Below are 15,797 nucleotides of genomic sequence, written 5' to 3'. Positions count from 1 at the left end.
AGAGGTCGCGATAGACAGGCTTCTTGGTACGCAGCCACAAGCCCTCGAGCACCATGAGATAGCTCGCCAGCCCGATGGTGATGGCGGGAAAGATGATGTGAAACGAGATCGTGAATCCGAACTGGACGCGCGCGAGCTCGAGGGCGGTGAGGCCGAACATGGTGGGCACCTGCGAAGAGACGCCCGCCAGCTTGGCAGAATGCGTGCCCGACGACGATTGGACAAATCGCCGTCGGACACCTTGTCCTTGGACAAACTGTCCGCGTCAGCGCGGGCGCAGCGTCGACGTCGGGGCACCGCCATTGGCCGGCTGCGCTTGGGGCACGTCCTCACGCGGCGCCGCGGCCTGGCCGCCCGAGGCGGCATTGCCACCCGTGCGCACGGTAGGCGATTCGATCGGGGCACTCGTGTCCGGGTTCAGGCTGGGCTTGCTGCGCGCGTGGGCGAGCAACTGGCCGCAGTCGGGCTGTTCGTCGTCACCCGGCACCGTGACTGGCAACAACGCCGCGGCTGCCGGCGCGATCGCAATGAGGGCGGCCGCGGCCCCGGCACGCAACAGCAGCGGACCCTTCTCCAAGCCGATGTCCGGTTTGGCGAACGTGCCGTTCACGTACAGCGGCGTGCGCAACGACACAATGCGCAAGCCCGTCGATTCGGGCTTGATGTCGAGTGCAAGTCGCTCATCCTTGAAATCCACGGCACCGGTCACATCGATGAGAGCGTCTTCCGTGCTGATCTGGAAGTCGCGCATGGTGCCCAGGCCATCCTTCAACGCCATGCTGATGCCCGCGCAGCGAATGCGCACTTCACTGTCGCCGAAGAGCTTGGCCACCACGGCGCTCGCGATGTTGAGCGAGGCGGCCTCCAGCAGGAACTTGCTCACCCGGCCGCTCTGCAGATAGACCTTCACCTCGCCGCCGGCTTCGCCCAGCAGCTCGGCGATCGAGTTGCCCCGTGCAGACAGGGCCACCGCCCCGTCGATGCGCCCGGCGCTCTTCTGCATGAGCTCCACGGTCGGAAACAGACGCGGCAACTGCACGGCGTTCACGTTCGCAATGACGCGCGCGCGCATCGGATCCTGCCTGCCGTCCAGCGTGATGTCGGCCTCGACCTCGCCATCGGCCACCCCAAAGGCGAGCGGTTGCAGCTTGAGGACGCCGTCATCCATGATCGCGTGGGTGCGCAGTCGCTGGAAGGGCAGGGCGGCATCCCGCACGATGCGCTCGCCCGTGAAACGCAGATCCAGGTCCATGGCACGCCAGCGATCGGTCAGGAATTCGTCGTTGGGCAGTACCTTGCCGGGGCGTGTATTGGATTCCTTCTGGCCACGCTGGGCCTTCGCCTCGGGTGCGGCCGGGTCGGCCTCGGCGCCGCCCACACCGACGATCGGGCCGAGGTCCTCGAAGCGCAGCAGCTTGGAGCGCATCTCACCCGACAGCTTGGGCCGCTCGCCCGTGGCGTCATAGGTCAGGTCTCCGTTCAGATCGCTCTTGCCGACTGAACCCGTGAAATCCGCGTAGCGCCAACGCACGTTCTCGGGATCGATGGCACCGTTCAGGTGCCCCTGGGTCTCGAAGGCGGGCGTGTTGGGCAGCACGATGCCGGTCAATGGAAAGAGCATGGCCATGCTCGGGGCGGCGATGCGCACGTTCAGGTCGAGCGTCGGATGGGCATAGAGATCGCCCACCAGGCCTTCGGCGCGCGCTTCGACCTTGCCGGCGCGCGCATCGAGCAGGACGGGGAAGCGAACATTGGCGTCGCGCAAGGACAAGGCTTCGCCCATCTTTCCCGTGCCCTCGAGCGTGGCCTTGCGATACTGGCCCTCGAACGAGAAGCCCATGCCATAGGGAACACCGCGCGGTTTTCGCGCGCCTTGGCGTCCTCCAGCGTGGCGAGCTTGGCGTCGATCGACAGCTCCAGCGGCTTGTCGCGATAGGCGAGATCGGCCTGGCGAATGCGCAATTCCGATACGGCGATCTTCCACGGCTCGCCACCCGATTCCGTGTTGTTCTGCGGTGTTTCGAACGTCCAGTTGTTGCGCTCGGCGTCGCGTTCGATGGCGATCTCTGCCCCGTCGATGGTCAGCGCGCGCAGCACCACCGTTTTGCGGATCAGGGGAAGCAGTTCGATGCCGAACGACACGTCATCCACGCGTGCCATGTCGTCATGTTCAGCCCAATCCGGGTTGCCCAGGTGCAGCTGACGGGCTCGGATGACAGGCAGGGGCACGTAGCGGCGCCAGCCGCCTGCCGCCAGCGGATCGCGCTGCCAGTTCACGCCCAGGTCGCCCTCGATGGCAAAGGTGCGTCCCGTGGCCTCGGAGACCATGGTGTTGATCCGGGGCTTGGCCCGGTTCCAGTCGAATGTGTAGACGACGATGACTGCCACCACGAGGAGGGTCACCAAGGTCAGCAGGATGCCGAGCACCCATTTGCCCGCCGTTTTCATGCGATTCTCCTGTGCCTTCATGAAGAAGGCTCGCTCGACGGTCGCCTGGAGCAAGTAGCGCGCCCGTCGAGCAGATCTCTTATTGGCATGATGTTTGCAGCCGATCCGGCACGGCGCTGTCGCGCCAGGAGCGAACATCGTGGCGGTCGAATCGCCCATTGGGCAAACGCAGGGGATGCCGGTGCGAGGCGCACCGCGTAATGGCTATGCGGCGCCCACGCCGCTCGCGCGACTGCTGTCAGGTCAGTGGATGGCGAGCATGCGCATGCGCACGTCGCCGGGTGCGCGTCTGGACCTGAGATACGGATTGCGGCTGCGCAATCGGCTGGATTACTTCCCGGCGCGCCATCCGGGACCTGTGCTCGTCCTGCTGGCGAGCAGCTACGATGAGCCGGCCAGCAAGGACGAGTTCGCCTTTGTCGCGGCAGGCCTGCTGGCTCACGGCATCCACGTGGCCGTCGTCGACACCAGTCAGGCGCCTGGCCAGACGCTGGCCGGGATGTCGGCCGAGAGCCAGGCTGCCTTGCGCTGGGTGGGTCAGCGCGCCCAGCGATTTGGGGGGGACGTGCGTCGTCTGCTCATCTGTGGATGGGGGGCGGGTGCGCCCGCTGCTGCCTTGTGCCTGGATCTGCCGGGCGTGCTCGGTGGGCTGGCCGTGAGCGGCGTGTACGATCTGGCGGCGCTGCGGCGTGAACCCGCGGCTGCGGCTTGGTGCGTGGACGGCCATGACGTGCTGAGCTTGAGTCCGCGCAGGTTGGGCCCGAGTCCGCGTCCGCTGATGCTGGCCTATGGCAGCGCCGATCCCACCCTGATGCGGGACGAGGCGCAGCGGTTTGCCGCGTGGCGCGCCGGGATGCCAGGCGGCGTGCTGTGCGTGCCGGGCGGCGACCGCCACGACTTGCTGCTTTCGCTCGCCGATCCCTCAAGTACGCTCGTGGCCCATCTGTGCGCGCTCTTCGCCACGGGCGGCGCGAGCCCTGTCCACGCGGGCCGGGGCCCCTGGGGTAGGGCACTCTGGTATCGCCCGGATCAGGGCGTGGTCGCGGACGGCACCACGGCAGGCTGACCGCCGTACTTCAGGACGAAAGGCAGTCCTGTCGCGAGGACGACGATGCCAAGCAGGCCGCCAAGACCGGCGTACATCGTGCTGGAGTAGAGAAGCCCTGCGCAGGTGAGGCAAAAGAGCAACGGCGTGACCGGATACAGCGGCACGCGAAACGGGCGCTCTCGGGCAGGATCGCGTCGGCGGAACACGAAGAGCGACACGCCCACCAGCAGCATGAACAACCAGAAGACCGGCGCCGTGTAAGCCACCATGGTTTCGACGCCGCTGCCGTCGCTGTAGGCACCGAACGCCACGAGTAAAAGGGTGATGCCTGCCTGCACGAGGAGCGCCGCAGACGGCGTCGAGCCGCGGGCCCCGCCCAATGCACGCAGGGCTGGGATGTCCTGCCCCAAGGCGTAGTACACGCGGGCACCGGTGAAGATGGTCCCGTTGATGGTGGATAACGCGGTCAGGCAAACGAGCAACGATAGGGCGATGGCACTACGCGGCCCCGCGACGATGTCCATCAGCGCAGCCCCCACCGCCTTCGTGTTGCGCAGGCCATCCAGACCAAAGATGCCAAGAAACGCCAGATTGACGGCGGCGTAGAGCATGACGACGACATGGTGCCATAGAGCATCACGCGAATGACGTCGCGCTTGACGTCGCGCATCTCGCCGGTGAGATAGGCCGCTTCGTTCCACCCGCCGTAGGTCAGGAGCACGAACACCATGGCCATGCCCAGCGCCCCGGTGGCTGCAGGCGTCGCCTCTGCCGTGATGCGGGCCTCGGCCTGTCCTGCGCCAACCCCGACGAGACCGACGACAATCACGGTGAGCACGGCGAGGATCGCGCCCAGGGTGAAGACGATCTGCATGCGCTTGGACTGCCCGGTGCCGGCCAGATTGAGCGCCGTGAGGACGATCACCGAGATCGCCGCATGCAGCGACACACCGTAGGCGCCCAGATCGAGGAGCTGATTCGCATATTCGCCATAGATGAACGCCACGACCGCGATCGCGCCAGTCTGGATCACCGTCCCGCGCGCCCAGGCGAAAAGCAGGCCCACGCGCCGGCCGAAGGCCCGCGACAGGAAATGATATTCCCCTCCGGAACTGGGATACGTCGAACTGAGCTCAGCGTACGTGAGTGCCCCGATCAGCATCACCAGGCCGCCGGCCAGCCAGGCGAGCATGTACTGCGTGCCGCTGTCCACGTTGGCCGCGACGAGCGGTGGGAAGCCGAAGATGCCGATGCCGACGACGACGCCGACCATGAAGGCGACGCCGTCGAGCACGGACAGGCGGTGGGAATCAAGAACGGACGAAGCAGGGGGGCTCATGGCTACCAGCAAAAAGGGGAAAGGGACCGCGACGAAAAACGGCGCCCTCGGGCGCCGTCGGAATCAGGCCTTGACGGCCTTCCAGCTGCCGTCCTGCGCCTGCAGTCCGTCCTTCGTCACGCGCACTGTGTGCGCCGTGCCATCCAGAGAGAAGCGCAGCTCGTCGCCGCGCAGGGACACATCGGTGAGTTCGACGGTCTTGCCATCCATCGTGGCCTTGCCCGTCACTTTCTGGAATTGCTGCTCGAGCGCGAGCGAGAACGGCTTGTCGCCTTCGACCTTCCAGTTGCCGCCGACCTGCGCGGGCACGATCCACAGGTAGACGGTGCGCCCATCCACGGATTCGCGCTGGTCCGGCTCCCATTCCGCCATGTCGAAGGCGTGGGAGACCACGCGCGAGCCAGGCGTCATCTCCGACAGGATGCGCGGACGCAACTGCACGTTCACGCGCGGCAGCAGGTACATGGTGAGCACCTGGGCCTCTCCGATCGGGGTGTCGAAGAGATCCTGCTGCTTGAAGCTCACCTTGTCGGTCACGCCGGCCTTCTTGGCGTTCTCGTTGGCTTCGCTGATGCGCTGCGGATTGAGGTCGACGCCCATGGCGCGCGCGCCGTGCTCCTTGGCGGCCGTGACGGGGATGCGGCCATCGCCAGAACCGAGATCGATGACATACGTGTCCTTCGTGACCTCGCCGAGCTCGAGCATGCGGTCAACCACCTGCTGCGGCGTGGGCACGTAGGGGACATCCAGGGGCTTGTCAGCCGCCTGGGCGCTCGCGCCGACAAAGGCGCAGGCGCCCAGCAGGCTCGTCAGGAAACGGCGGGGGAATGCGAGATCGGCACGCAGCATCGGTATCTTCCTTGGTTGGAGTAACGCCGTGGACAGCCGCTGTCGGCGGACAGCGCCTGGAAAGCTGACTCGCGTACGCCAGGCAAGTTTCCCGAAACTTGTTGCAAAACATGACGGATGATGCCCGTTTGCAGCGTGTTGCGTGGCGATGGCAAGTCACATCGACGACTGACTGACCGCATTTTTTGTCGCATCGCAACGCCGAAGACTTTATCATTCGGCCTTCGTCGATGGGAAAGCCTCTGGTTTTCCCTGAACCCGGGGGAGCATCCCCCCTGGAAGTGCGGTTCCTGAATGTGCGTGGCTCGAGGTGCCGCGCGCCAGGCAGTCGTCGCTTTCCGCCTAGCAAGGAGCACTCCACGGTGACACGCACAGCCTTCTCCCGCGTCTCGCTCGCCTGCCTGCTGGCCGGCGCAGCCGTGTCCACTCCGGCCTTCGCCCAGCAAGTCAACGTCTTCAACTGGGCCGAGTACACGGCGCCCGACACGTTGCCGGGTTTCGAGAAGGCCACGGGGATCAAGGTCAACTACAACGTCTTCGATACCAACGATGCCCTGCAGGCCACCCTGCTCACGGGGCGTTCGGGTTACGACGTGGTAGTCCCCTCGACCCACTATGCGGCGCGTCAGCGCGAAGGCGGCTTGTTCCAGAAGCTGGACAAGTCCCAGATCCCCAACCTGAAGAACCTGGATCCGGACATCATGGCGCTCGTGGCGCAGGCCGATCCGGGCAACGACTATTTCGTGCCCTGGGGCATGGGCACGAACGGCCTGGGCTTCAACGTCACTCGCGCCAAGGAGATCCTGGGCGAGGGCGCGAGCTCGGCAACTGGGACATGCTCTTCGATCCCGAGAACGCGAAGAAATTCCAGTCGTGCGGCATCTCTATCCTGGACGAAGCCGCGCAGGTGTTCCCCGCCGTGCTTCACTACCTCGGCCGGGATCCCAACAGCAGCAAGCCGCAGGATTACCGCGACGCGCTGGACGTGTTGAAGAAGATCCGTCCCTATGTGCGCCAGTTCAGCTCGTCGGGCTACATCGACGAGCTCGCCGTGGGCGACCTGTGCATGGTCTACGGCTTCTCGGGCGACGTGTACATCTCGAAGGTGCGTGCGGAAGAAACCAAGCGCAGCTACGCGATCGACTACTTCATCCCCAAGGGCGGCGCGCCCGTGTGGTTCGACGTGATGGCGATTCCGAAGGATGCCAAGAACGTGAAGGAGGCACACGCCTTCATCAACTACATCGAGACGCCCGAAGTGCATGCCGGCATCACCAATGCCGTGTACTTCCCGAACGCCAACAAGGCCGCGCGTGAGTTCGTCGATCCGAAGGTGGCGGACAACCCGATGATCTATCCGCCGTCGGACGTGGCCAAGACGCTCTTCCTCATCCAGCCGCAGTCGATGGAGATCCAGCGCCTGCAGACCCGGCTCTGGGCCGAACTGAAGTCGGGCCGCTGAGCCCGGCCTGACGGGCGGCGCGACCCCGGTGGCGATCCGCCTTCCTCCTGCCTCATCACGGCCCCCTGCCCGGGGGCGTGGCACACCTAGACCAGCCATCATGTCCCTGTCCTCCCCCGAGAGCGGCCCCCCGCCGACACCGGGCTTCGTGCAGATCCAAGGCGTTGCCAAGCACTTTGGCGACACCGTCGCGGTGCAGCACGTCGATCTCGCCATCGCCCGCCGCGAGCTCTTCGCCCTGCTGGGCAGTTCGGGCTGCGGCAAATCCACGTTGCTGCGCATGCTGGCAGGCTTCGAGTCGGTGAGCGCCGGTCGCATCCTGCTCGATGGCGAAAACATCACCGACGTGCCGCCGTACCGCCGCCCGGTGAACATGATGTTCCAGTCGTACGCGCTCTTTCCGCACATGACGGTGGAGGCCAACGTGGCCTTCGGGCTGCGCCAGGAAGGCGTGGCGCGCGCGGAGATCGGGGACCGCGTGGCCGAGGCCTTGAAGCTCGTGCAGATGCAGGCCTACGGCAAGCGCCGGCCCGCGCAGCTCTCGGGCGGGCAGCAGCAGCGTGTCGCGCTCGCGCGCAGCCTGGTCAAACAGCCCAAGCTGCTGCTTCTGGATGAGCCCATGTCTGCGCTCGACAAGCAGATCCGCCAGAAGACGCAGATCGAACTCACCCGCATCGTCGAGCAGGTGGGCGTGACCTGCATCATGGTCACGCATGACCAGGAAGAGGCCATGACGATGGCCGACCGGCTCGCCGTCATGAGCGAAGGGCGCATCGTCCAGTGCGGCACGCCGCACGAGGTCTACGAGTACCCGAATTCGCGCTTCGTCGCGAGTTTCATCGGCTCGACCAATCTCTTCGATGGCGTCATCGTCGAGGACGAGGCCGACCACATCGGGATCGAATCCCCCGCTTTCGCGCAGCGTCTGTACGTGAACCATGGCGTGAGCGAGCCGCTCGGCACGGCGGTCACGGCCTCGATCCGGCCCGAGCGCGTGATGCTCTCGCGCCAGCGCCCCGTGCGGCACGTGAACTGGGCCGAGGGCGAAGTGGCCCATGCCGCCTACATGGGCAGCCATACGGTCTTTCAGGTGCGTCTCGCATCGGGCGCACTGATCGAGGCGAGCGTGCCGAGCCGCGTGCTGGCTGAGGGCGATGGGGCTGCCGTGGGCGAGTCCGTGTTCGCGAGCTGGTCCGCCGACGGCGTGACCGTGCTGTCTGCCTGAGGAGCCTGCCGACATGCCCGCTGCCCTGCGCCGCTGGCGGCCGAGCGCCCGTGCGCTCGCCATCCTGCCGCCCTACGTCTGGCTGATCTTCTTCTTTCTGCTGCCCTTCCTGCTGGTCCTGAAGATCAGCTTCTCGGGCCTGCAGTTCGGGATCCCGCCTTACACCCCGCTGCTCGAGTTCCAGGACGAGGTGTTGACCATCGCGCTGCAGCTGCGCGGCTATATCCTGCTTTTCACGGACAACCTGTACATCGCCACCTATCTGAGTTCGCTCAAGATGGCGGCGGTCACAACCGTGCTGTGCATTCTGATCGGCTATCCGCTCGCCTACTGCATCGCGCGCTCGGATCCGCGCACGCGCACGCTGCTGCTCTTCGCGGTGATCCTGCCGTTCTGGACTTCGCTGCTGCTGCGCGTCTATGCCTGGATCGGCATCCTGCGCAACGACGGCTTGCTCAACAACCTGCTGATGTGGCTGGGCATGACCGACGCGCCGCTCGAGATCTACCGCACCGACATCGCCGTCTACATCGGCCTGGTCTACGCTTACCTGCCGTTCTTCATCCTGCCGCTCTACGCGCACCTGGTGAAGCTCGACGGCCGCCTGCTCGAAGCCGCCTACGACCTGGGCGCCAAGCCCTGGAAAGCGTTCGTCACCATCACGTTGCCACTCTCGCGCGCCGGCATCATCGCCGGCGCCATGCTTGTCTTCATCCCGACCGTGGGAGAGTACGTGATCCCTGAGTTGCTGGGTGGTGCCGACACGCTCATGATCGGGCGCGTGCTCTGGACCGAATTCGCCAACAACTCCGATTGGCCGATGGCCGCCGCCGTGGCTTGCGTCATGGTGTTGCTGCTGCTCGTGCCGCTCGCCTTCTTCCAGCACAGCCAGGTGCGCGTGCTCGAGGAGCAGAAGCGATGATGCGCCAGAACCGCACGCTCTACTGGCTCACCCTGATCCTCGGGTTCGGCTTTCTCTATGTGCCCATCATCAGCCTGGTGGTGTATTCGTTCAACGAGTCCACGCTCGTCACCGTCTGGTCGGGCTTCTCGTTGAAGTGGTATTCCTCGCTCTGGAACGACCGCGCGCTGCTCTCGGCCGCACTGCTCTCGCTCAAGATCGCCGCCTTCACCGCCACCACCGCGGTCATCATCGGCACCTGGGCGGGCTACGTGCTTGCGCGCATGGGCCGCTTCAAGGGCTTCTCGCTCTACGTGGCCATGGTGAGCGCGCCGCTCGTCCTGCCTGAGGTGGTGCTGGGCATCTCCATGCTGCTCCTCTTCGTGGAGATGGACGCACTCTTTGGCTGGCCGGCGGGTCGGGGCGCGCTCACGATCTGGGCCGGGCACACGATGCTGTGCGTGGCCTACGTCGTCGTCATCATCCAGTCGCGCGTGCGCGATCTGGACCGCAGCCTGGAGGAGGCCGCGATGGATCTGGGCGCCTCGCCGCTCACGGTGTTCTTCAAGATCACGCTGCCGCTCATCGTTCCGGCGCTGCTCGCCGCCTGGCTGCTCGCTTTCACCCTCTCCCTGGACGACGTGGTGATCGCCTCGTTCCTGTCCGGTCCGGGATCAACGACGCTGCCGGTGGAGATCTTCTCGCGCGTGCGGCTGGGCTTGCGGCCCGAGGTCAACGCGCTCGCCACCTTGCTCATCGCCGTGGTGGCCGTGGGCATGCTGGTGGCCCACTGGGTGCAGCGGCGCAACGCCCGAGCCTGACGGGGCGGCGTGACGCGGCGGTTACGCTGCGTCACGCGCCGGATCGGCGTATCGTGCATCCAGTGGCGGTCACGGTGCGTATCCCCTGAGAGACGCCGCGCCCGCGGCACGCCGGCGCGCCGGCGTCACCAGGAGATTCGTCATGTTGATTCGCAAGCCGTCCGACATCCTGCCCTCCGAGATCACCACCCAGGCGGTCTACCAGCAGCGGCGCCGCCTGATGTTGCAGGGCGGGGCCGCGCTGGCCGCGGCCGGGGCCACCGGCTGGAGCGCACGCCAGGCCTTCGCCGCCGCGCCCACCGGGGCGGCGTTGCCCGGCACGCCGAATCCTGCCTTCCAGGCAACGGACAAGCCGACGTCTTACGAGGACGTCACCTCCTACAACAACTACTACGAGTTCGGCACCGACAAGTCGGATCCGGCGCGCTATGCGAGCGCCCTGCGCACCGAACCCTGGACCGTGCAGGTGGAAGGGGAGGTGGGCAAGCCCCAGACCTTCGACATTGACGCGCTGCGCAAGCTCGCGCCGATGGAGGAGCGCCTGTACCGCTTGCGCTGCGTGGAAGGCTGGTCCATGGTGATCCCGTGGGTGGGCTACTCGCTCAATGCGCTCATCAAACAGGTGGAGCCCACGGGCAACGCGAAGTACGTGGAGTTCGTCACGGCGGTGCAGACCGACACGATGCGCGGCGTACGTGGCAACGTGCTGGATTGGCCGTACGTGGAGGGCCTGCGCCTGGATGAGGCCATGCACCCGCTCACGATGCTGGTGTTCGGCCTGTATGGCCACGTGCTGCCCAACCAGAACGGGGCGCCGCTGCGGCTGGCCGTGCCCTGGAAGTATGGCTTCAAGTCCGCCAAGTCCCTGGTGGCGATCCGCTTCGTGGAGCAGCAGCCCAAGACCGCGTGGATCAAGGCCGCCGCGCGCGAGTATGGGTTCTTTGCCAACGTGAACCCGAACGTGGATCACCCGCGCTGGAGCCAGGCCACCGAGCGGCGCATCGGCGAGGACGGCTTTTTCACGCCCAAGCGCAAGACGCTGATGTTCAACGGCTACGACGAGGTCGCCTCGCTCTATCAGGGCCTGGACCTGCGCGCGAACTACTGAGCGCAACCATGGCTGTGGATTCCCGAGACTCCTTGGCAGCGCCAGCCGTGTCGGCTGACACCTCGACGCCGCGCGGCGCGCCTGCCACGGCGCCGGCCGCCCGGCGCCGTCCGCCGGCCTTGCGCATTGCGGGCGTGTCTGTGCGCACCGCCAAGATCCTGTTGTTCCTCCTTGGCCTGTACCCGCTTGCGCGCTGGCTGGTGCTGGGCTTCACCGGCGGCCTGGGCGTCAACCCGATCGAGTTCCTGACGCGCTCGGCTGGCACCTGGACGTTCGTGTGTCTGCTCGTCACGCTCGCCATCACGCCGTTGCGCGTCATCACCCGCCAGCCTGCCCTCGGGCAGTTGCGGCGTATGTGCGGGCTCTTCACGTTCTTCTACGTGTGTCTGCACTTGCTCACCTATGTCTGGTTCGACCAGTGGTTCGATGTGGCCGCGATCGCCGCCGACGTCGCGCGGCGGCCCTTCATCGCGCTGGGCATGGCGGCCTTCGTGTTGTTGGTGCCTTTGGCGATCACGTCCACGCGGGGCTGGATTCGTCGCTTGGGGGTGAACTGGCAGCGCCTGCACCGCCTGATCTATGTGATCGGTGTGCTCGCCTTGCTGCACCTCTTGCTGCACAAGGCCGGCAAGAACGACTATGTGCAGGTGATCGTGTATGGTGGCGTGTTGATCGCGCTGCTGGGCTGGCGTCTCTGGCAGCGGCGTCGTGGTCGCTGAACCCAAGGAGCTTGACCCATGCGTGTTGTGTACTGGGCGCGTCTGCCCCATTTGAAGGCGGCCGTGGCCGCGCATCTGCAGGCAGTGCCGGGCGCGGAAGTCACCGTCGTCGACACCCTGGACGAGACCCTGGCCGCCTTGCCCGGCGCCCAGGGTCTCGTCACGATGGACGCCTCGGCGGCCGACGCGCGCCGCGTCCTGGATGGCATCGCCGGGCCGGGTGGCACGGTGCGCTGGCTGCACTTTCTGTCCGCTGGGCGGGAAGGCTTCGAGGCGGTCGGTTTTCCGCCGTCGCTGACGGTCACGTACGCCGAGGGGGGCGTAGCCCCCACCGTGGCCGAGCACGTGATGATGCTGGCGCTGGCCCTGGTGCGGCGTCTGCCGGACTGTCTCGCGGCCCAGGCAGATGGGCAGTGGCGGCGTCAGATCGGCGCCCGAACGGGCTCGCTCGAAGGCGCCACGCTCGGCATCATCGGCTACGGCGAGATCGGCCGCGCCTTGCTGCCGCGCGCAGCCGCCTTCGGCATGCGGGTGGTAGCCGCCTCGCGCCGGCCCAAGGACGATGCGGTCCTGGCCGCATGTCATGGGCTGGACGATGTGGACACGCTGCTCGCGCAGGCCGACGTGATCGTGCTCGCCCTGGCGCTCACGCCGGAAACCCGCCACTTCATGAATCGTGAGCGTCTGGCGCGTTGCAAGCCCGGCGCGCTCATCATCAACGTCGCACGTGGCGGCGTGCTCGATCCCGAGGCGCTTGCCGAGGCCCTGGCAAGCGGTCAGGTGGGCGGTGCCGGCCTGGACGTGACCGAGCCCGAGCCGCTGCCCGACGGCCACCCGCTGTGGCAGGCGCCCAACCTCATCATCACGCCGCATCTGGGCGGCGCGGGCAGCCAGGCCAGCACGGCGCGCCTGGCCGAGGGGGCCGCGGCGAACCTCGCCCGATTCGTGGCGGGCGAGTCGCTGCAGCACGTGGTGCAGGCCGGGCGATGACGCGCGGCGGGTTGCCGGCCTCGGCGCGGCCCTGACAGGCGCCTGACGCCTGCGCAGGCATTCCGCCAGAGGCCGCCCGCGAAGCGCGCTCGTGAGCGGCCCGGGCGACGGCCTCCTACAATGCCGCTTTGCCTGGAGTTCCTGCCGTGCCTCTTCTTGCCGACGTCGCGGTGTGGTGGCCCTATGCCGCGCTCGTTGCTGTCTTGCTGGCGCTCGTGGCCTGCGGGATCGCGCTGTGGCGCCAGCCCGGCCACGATCCCCGGCTGGATCGCCTCCTCGACGCCCAGGAAAAGCTGGATCGACACCTGCGCCTGGAGATGGGCGACGCGCATCGTGCCTTGCGCGGAGAGCTCGATGACAACGCCCGCGCGCTGCGTGACGAGCTCTCGCGCAATCTGGAGAACCTGCGCACGCGGCTTGCCCAGGATGCCGCGGCCTCGCGGCAGGAGGGCGCGCAGTCGCTACAGCGCTTTGCCGATGGCATGGGGCAGCAGCTCAGCCAACTGTCTGAAGCCAACGAGCGTCGTCTGGAGGCCATTCGCCGCACGCTGCAGGAGCGCCTGGATGGCATGCAGGCCGACAATGCGACCAAGCTCGACGAGATGCGGCGCGTGGTGGACGAGAAGCTGCACGAGACGCTCGAAAAGCGGCTGGGCGAATCCTTCCGCTTGGTGTCCGAGCGTCTGGAAGCAGTCCATCAGGGCCTGGGGGACATGCGTCAGCTCGCGGCCGGCGTCGGCGGCCTGCAGCGTGTGCTCGTGAACGTGAAGAGCCGTGGCACCTGGGGCGAGGTGCAGCTCGCCCGCCTGATCGAGGACACCATGACGCCCGACCAGTACGGGCGCAACGTGAAGCCGGTGCCGGGCAGCAGCGAGATCGTCGAATTCGCCATCCGCCTGCCGGGGCAGCGCGAGGAAGGCCCGGTTTGGCTGCCCATCGACGCGAAGTTTCCGCGCGAGGATTTCGAGCGGCTCATGGATGCCCACGAACGTGCCGACGAAGACGCCATCCGGGTGGCGGGCACGGCCTTCGAGCGCGCCGTGGAGAACGAGGCGCGCCGGATCACGACCAAGTACGTGTCGCCGCCGCACACCACGGATTTCGCCATTCTCTTTCTGCCGACGGAAGGCTTGTATGCCGAGGTGCTGCGCCGCCAAGGGCTCATGGACCGGCTGCTCGCCCTGCGCGTGAACGTGGCGGGGCCAAGCAATCTGGCCGCCATGCTCAACAGCTTGCAGATGGGCTTTCGCACGCTGGCGATCGAGCGCCGTTCTTCCGAGGTATGGCAGGTGCTGCGCGCCGTGAAGACCGAGTTCCACAAGTTCGGCGAGACGCTGGCAGGCGTGAAGAAGGCGCTGGATTCGGCCAGCAACCGCCTCGGACAGACAGAGACACGCACCCGGGTGATGCTGCGCAATCTGCGCTCGGTCGAGGCCTTGCCGGAACCCGAGACCAGTGCCTTGTTGGGCCGGGAGGGCACCGACGAGGCCGATGGTTCAGCGCCCGACGCAGGCGCGGTGCCGCCTGACCGTCAGGGCTGAGCGCCTGGCCCCGCGCTCAGCGAACCAAGCAGGGTCGTTTCGGATCGAACGTCCAGTTGGGCACGAGGTACTGCATCGCCACGGCGTCGTCGCGAGAGCCCAGCCCGTGCTTCAGATAGCACTGGTGCGCGGCTTCGAGCGCATCCTCGTCAAGCGCCACGCCCAGCCCGGGCCGCTCGGGCACGGCGATGCGGCCGTCGCGAATCTTGAGCGGTTCCCGGGTGAGGTGCTGGCCGTCCTGCCAGATCCAGTGGGTGTCGAGCGCCGTGATCTGGCCGGGCGCGGCTGCACCCACCTGCGTGAACATCGCCAGCGAGATGTCGAAGTGGTTGTTCGAGTGCGAGCCCCAGGTGAGGCCCCAGTCGTGGCACATCTGCGCCACGCGCACCGAGCCCGCCATCGTCCAGAAGTGCGGATCGGCCAGCGGAATGTCCACCGACTGCAGCTGGATGGCATGCCCCATCTCCCGCCAATCCGTGGCGATCATGTTGGTGGCCGTCGGCAGGCCCGTGGCGCGCCGGAATTCGGCCATCACCTCGCGCCCGGAGAAGCGGCCCTCGGCGCCACACGGATCTTCCGCATAGGCGAGCACACCGCGCAGGTCGCGGCACAGCCGCACTGCGTCCTTCAGCAGCCAGCCGCCGTTCGGGTCCAGCGTCACGCGCGCCTCGGGAAAGGCCTCCGCCAGCGCGCGGATCGCCTCGATCTCGGCCTCGCCCGCCAGTACTCCGCCCTTGAGCTTGAAGTCATTGAAGCCATAGCGGGCCTGGGCGGCGCGGGCTAGCGCCACGATGGCCTCGGGCGTCATGGCCTTTTCATGGCGCAGGCGCAGCCAGTCGTCGCTGGCGTCCCGGTCTGTCAGGTAGGGCAGGTCGGTGGCTTCGCGATCCCCGACGAAGAAGAGATACCCCAGCATCTCGACGCTGTCACGCTGCTGCCCTTCGCCAAGGAGCTCGGCGATGGAGACGCCCAGGTGCTGGCCGAGGAGATCCAGGCTGGCGGATTCCAGGGCTGTGATGGCGTGCACCGTGGTGCGAAGGTCGAAGGTCTGCAATCCGCGCCCGCCCGCATCCTGGTCAGCGAACTGCGTGCGCACCTTCTGCAGGATCTGACGGTAAGCCGCCACCGGCTGACCTTCGACCAGCGATCGCGCAGCTTCCAGCGTGCGCCGGATCGGCTCGCCGCCGGGCACCTCGCCCAGGCCCGTACGGCCCGCGCTGTCAGTGAGGATGACGATGTTGCGCGTGAAGAAGGGGCCATGCGCGCCGCTCAGGTTCAGCAGCATGCTGTCGTGACCGGCGACGGGGACGACGCGCAGGCGGGTGATGCGGGGGGAGTCGGACATG

13 protein-coding genes and 2 pseudogenes are annotated in these 15,797 nt (G+C 66.9%); 9 read left to right on the top strand and 6 right to left on the bottom strand.

The genetic code is table 11. The features are described from left to right. The 3 genes from IMZ29_RS08880 to IMZ29_RS22680 all read right to left on the bottom strand — a co-directional run. A partial coding sequence (locus IMZ29_RS08880; protein WP_216182925.1) for a cytochrome ubiquinol oxidase subunit I occupies positions 1-160 on the bottom strand: 160 nt, incomplete at its 3' end. Positions 161-265: 105 nt separating this feature from the next. Next, positions 266-1,648: an AsmA family protein gene (locus IMZ29_RS08875; protein WP_503660846.1), complete on the bottom strand. Its 1,383-nt coding sequence runs from the start codon at positions 1,646-1,648 to the stop codon at positions 266-268. Between the two features lie 2 nt (positions 1,649-1,650). Then, positions 1,651-2,607, bottom strand: a complete 957-nt coding sequence (locus IMZ29_RS22680) for an AsmA family protein (RefSeq protein ID WP_253206975.1) — start codon at positions 2,605-2,607, stop codon at positions 1,651-1,653. On the opposite strand from IMZ29_RS22680, the gene IMZ29_RS23260 reads away from it, so the two are divergent. Further along, complete coding sequence (locus IMZ29_RS23260) at positions 2,588-3,514, top strand: alpha/beta hydrolase (RefSeq protein ID WP_216182902.1); 927 nt, start codon at positions 2,588-2,590, stop codon at positions 3,512-3,514. The genes IMZ29_RS22680 and IMZ29_RS23260 overlap by 20 nt on opposite strands. Here IMZ29_RS23260 and IMZ29_RS08865 read toward each other — a convergent pair. Both IMZ29_RS08865 and IMZ29_RS08860 read right to left on the bottom strand, forming a co-directional pair. Continuing rightward, positions 3,478-4,835, bottom strand: a pseudogene (locus tag IMZ29_RS08865) (APC family permease). The gene IMZ29_RS23260 and the pseudogene IMZ29_RS08865 sit on opposite strands and share 37 nt — an antisense overlap. 63 nt (positions 4,836-4,898) lie before the next feature. Beyond that, the gene (locus IMZ29_RS08860; RefSeq protein ID WP_216182900.1) at positions 4,899-5,684 is read right to left on the bottom strand and encodes an SAM-dependent methyltransferase; all 786 of its coding nucleotides are present in this window, start codon (positions 5,682-5,684) and stop codon (positions 4,899-4,901) included. A 362-nt stretch (positions 5,685-6,046) separates the two neighbouring features. Here IMZ29_RS08860 and IMZ29_RS08855 point away from each other — a divergent pair. The 8 genes and pseudogenes from IMZ29_RS08855 (at position 6,047) to IMZ29_RS08820 (ending at position 14,451) form a co-directional block, all read left to right on the top strand. Further along, a pseudogene (locus tag IMZ29_RS08855) lies at positions 6,047-7,146 on the top strand (polyamine ABC transporter substrate-binding protein). 100 nt (positions 7,147-7,246) lie between these two features. Further along, positions 7,247-8,371: an ABC transporter ATP-binding protein gene (locus IMZ29_RS08850; RefSeq protein ID WP_216182898.1), complete on the top strand. Its 1,125-nt coding sequence runs from the start codon at positions 7,247-7,249 to the stop codon at positions 8,369-8,371. Between the two features lie 13 nt (positions 8,372-8,384). After that, positions 8,385-9,293, top strand: a complete 909-nt coding sequence (locus IMZ29_RS08845) for an ABC transporter permease subunit (protein ID WP_371820184.1) — start codon at positions 8,385-8,387, stop codon at positions 9,291-9,293. Then, entirely contained in the window at positions 9,290-10,093 is an 804-nt protein-coding gene (locus tag IMZ29_RS08840; protein WP_216182896.1) for an ABC transporter permease subunit, read from the top strand. Before IMZ29_RS08845 ends, IMZ29_RS08840 begins: the two co-directional genes overlap by 4 nt. Before the next feature lie 142 nt (positions 10,094-10,235). After that, a complete protein-coding gene (msrP, locus tag IMZ29_RS08835) occupies positions 10,236-11,201 on the top strand; it encodes a protein-methionine-sulfoxide reductase catalytic subunit MsrP (RefSeq protein ID WP_216182894.1) in 966 nt (321 codons plus the stop codon). 8 nt (positions 11,202-11,209) lie between these two features. Further along, a complete protein-coding gene (gene msrQ, locus IMZ29_RS08830) occupies positions 11,210-11,920 on the top strand; it encodes a protein-methionine-sulfoxide reductase heme-binding subunit MsrQ (RefSeq protein ID WP_216182892.1) in 711 nt (236 codons plus the stop codon). A gap of 18 nt (positions 11,921-11,938) precedes the next feature. Next, on the top strand, positions 11,939-12,910 hold the full coding sequence (locus IMZ29_RS08825) for an NAD(P)-dependent oxidoreductase (RefSeq protein ID WP_216182890.1): 972 nt from the start codon (positions 11,939-11,941) through the stop codon (positions 12,908-12,910). A 146-nt stretch (positions 12,911-13,056) separates the two neighbouring features. Further along, a complete protein-coding gene (locus tag IMZ29_RS08820; RefSeq protein ID WP_371820183.1) occupies positions 13,057-14,451 on the top strand; it encodes a DNA recombination protein RmuC in 1,395 nt (464 codons plus the stop codon). 16 nt (positions 14,452-14,467) lie between these two features. Here the strand turns inward: IMZ29_RS08820 and gudD are convergent, their stop codons facing one another. After that, positions 14,468-15,796 carry a glucarate dehydratase gene (gene gudD / locus IMZ29_RS08815; protein WP_216182886.1) on the bottom strand — a complete coding sequence of 443 codons (1,329 nt, stop codon included), beginning with the start codon at positions 15,794-15,796 and terminating at the stop codon, positions 14,468-14,470. Between the last annotated feature and the right edge of the window lies 1 nt (position 15,797).

This window comes from Verticiella alkaliphila (assembly GCF_018904615.1).
In the GTDB taxonomy this organism is placed as follows: domain Bacteria; phylum Pseudomonadota; class Gammaproteobacteria; order Burkholderiales; family Burkholderiaceae_B; genus Verticiella; species Verticiella alkaliphila.
Note: the sequence above shows the minus strand (reverse complement) of the source record. Positions and strands in the feature narration are given on the sequence as shown.

Coding starts and splice junctions, on each gene's coding strand:
- IMZ29_RS08825 (WP_216182890.1), top strand. CDS start 11,939: ATGCGTGTTGTGTACTGGGCGCGTCTGCCCCATTTGAAGGCGGCCGTG.
- msrP (WP_216182894.1), top strand. CDS start 10,236: ATGTTGATTCGCAAGCCGTCCGACATCCTGCCCTCCGAGATCACCACC.
- IMZ29_RS22680 (WP_253206975.1), bottom strand. CDS start 2,607: ATGGGCGATTCGACCGCCACGATGTTCGCTCCTGGCGCGACAGCGCCG.
- gudD (WP_216182886.1), bottom strand. CDS start 15,796: ATGTCCGACTCCCCCCGCATCACCCGCCTGCGCGTCGTCCCCGTCGCC.
- IMZ29_RS08840 (WP_216182896.1), top strand. CDS start 9,290: ATGATGCGCCAGAACCGCACGCTCTACTGGCTCACCCTGATCCTCGGG.
- IMZ29_RS08860 (WP_216182900.1), bottom strand. CDS start 5,684: ATGCTGCGTGCCGATCTCGCATTCCCCCGCCGTTTCCTGACGAGCCTG.
- msrQ (WP_216182892.1), top strand. CDS start 11,210: ATGGCTGTGGATTCCCGAGACTCCTTGGCAGCGCCAGCCGTGTCGGCT.
- IMZ29_RS08845 (WP_371820184.1), top strand. CDS start 8,385: ATGCCCGCTGCCCTGCGCCGCTGGCGGCCGAGCGCCCGTGCGCTCGCC.
- IMZ29_RS08850 (WP_216182898.1), top strand. CDS start 7,247: ATGTCCCTGTCCTCCCCCGAGAGCGGCCCCCCGCCGACACCGGGCTTC.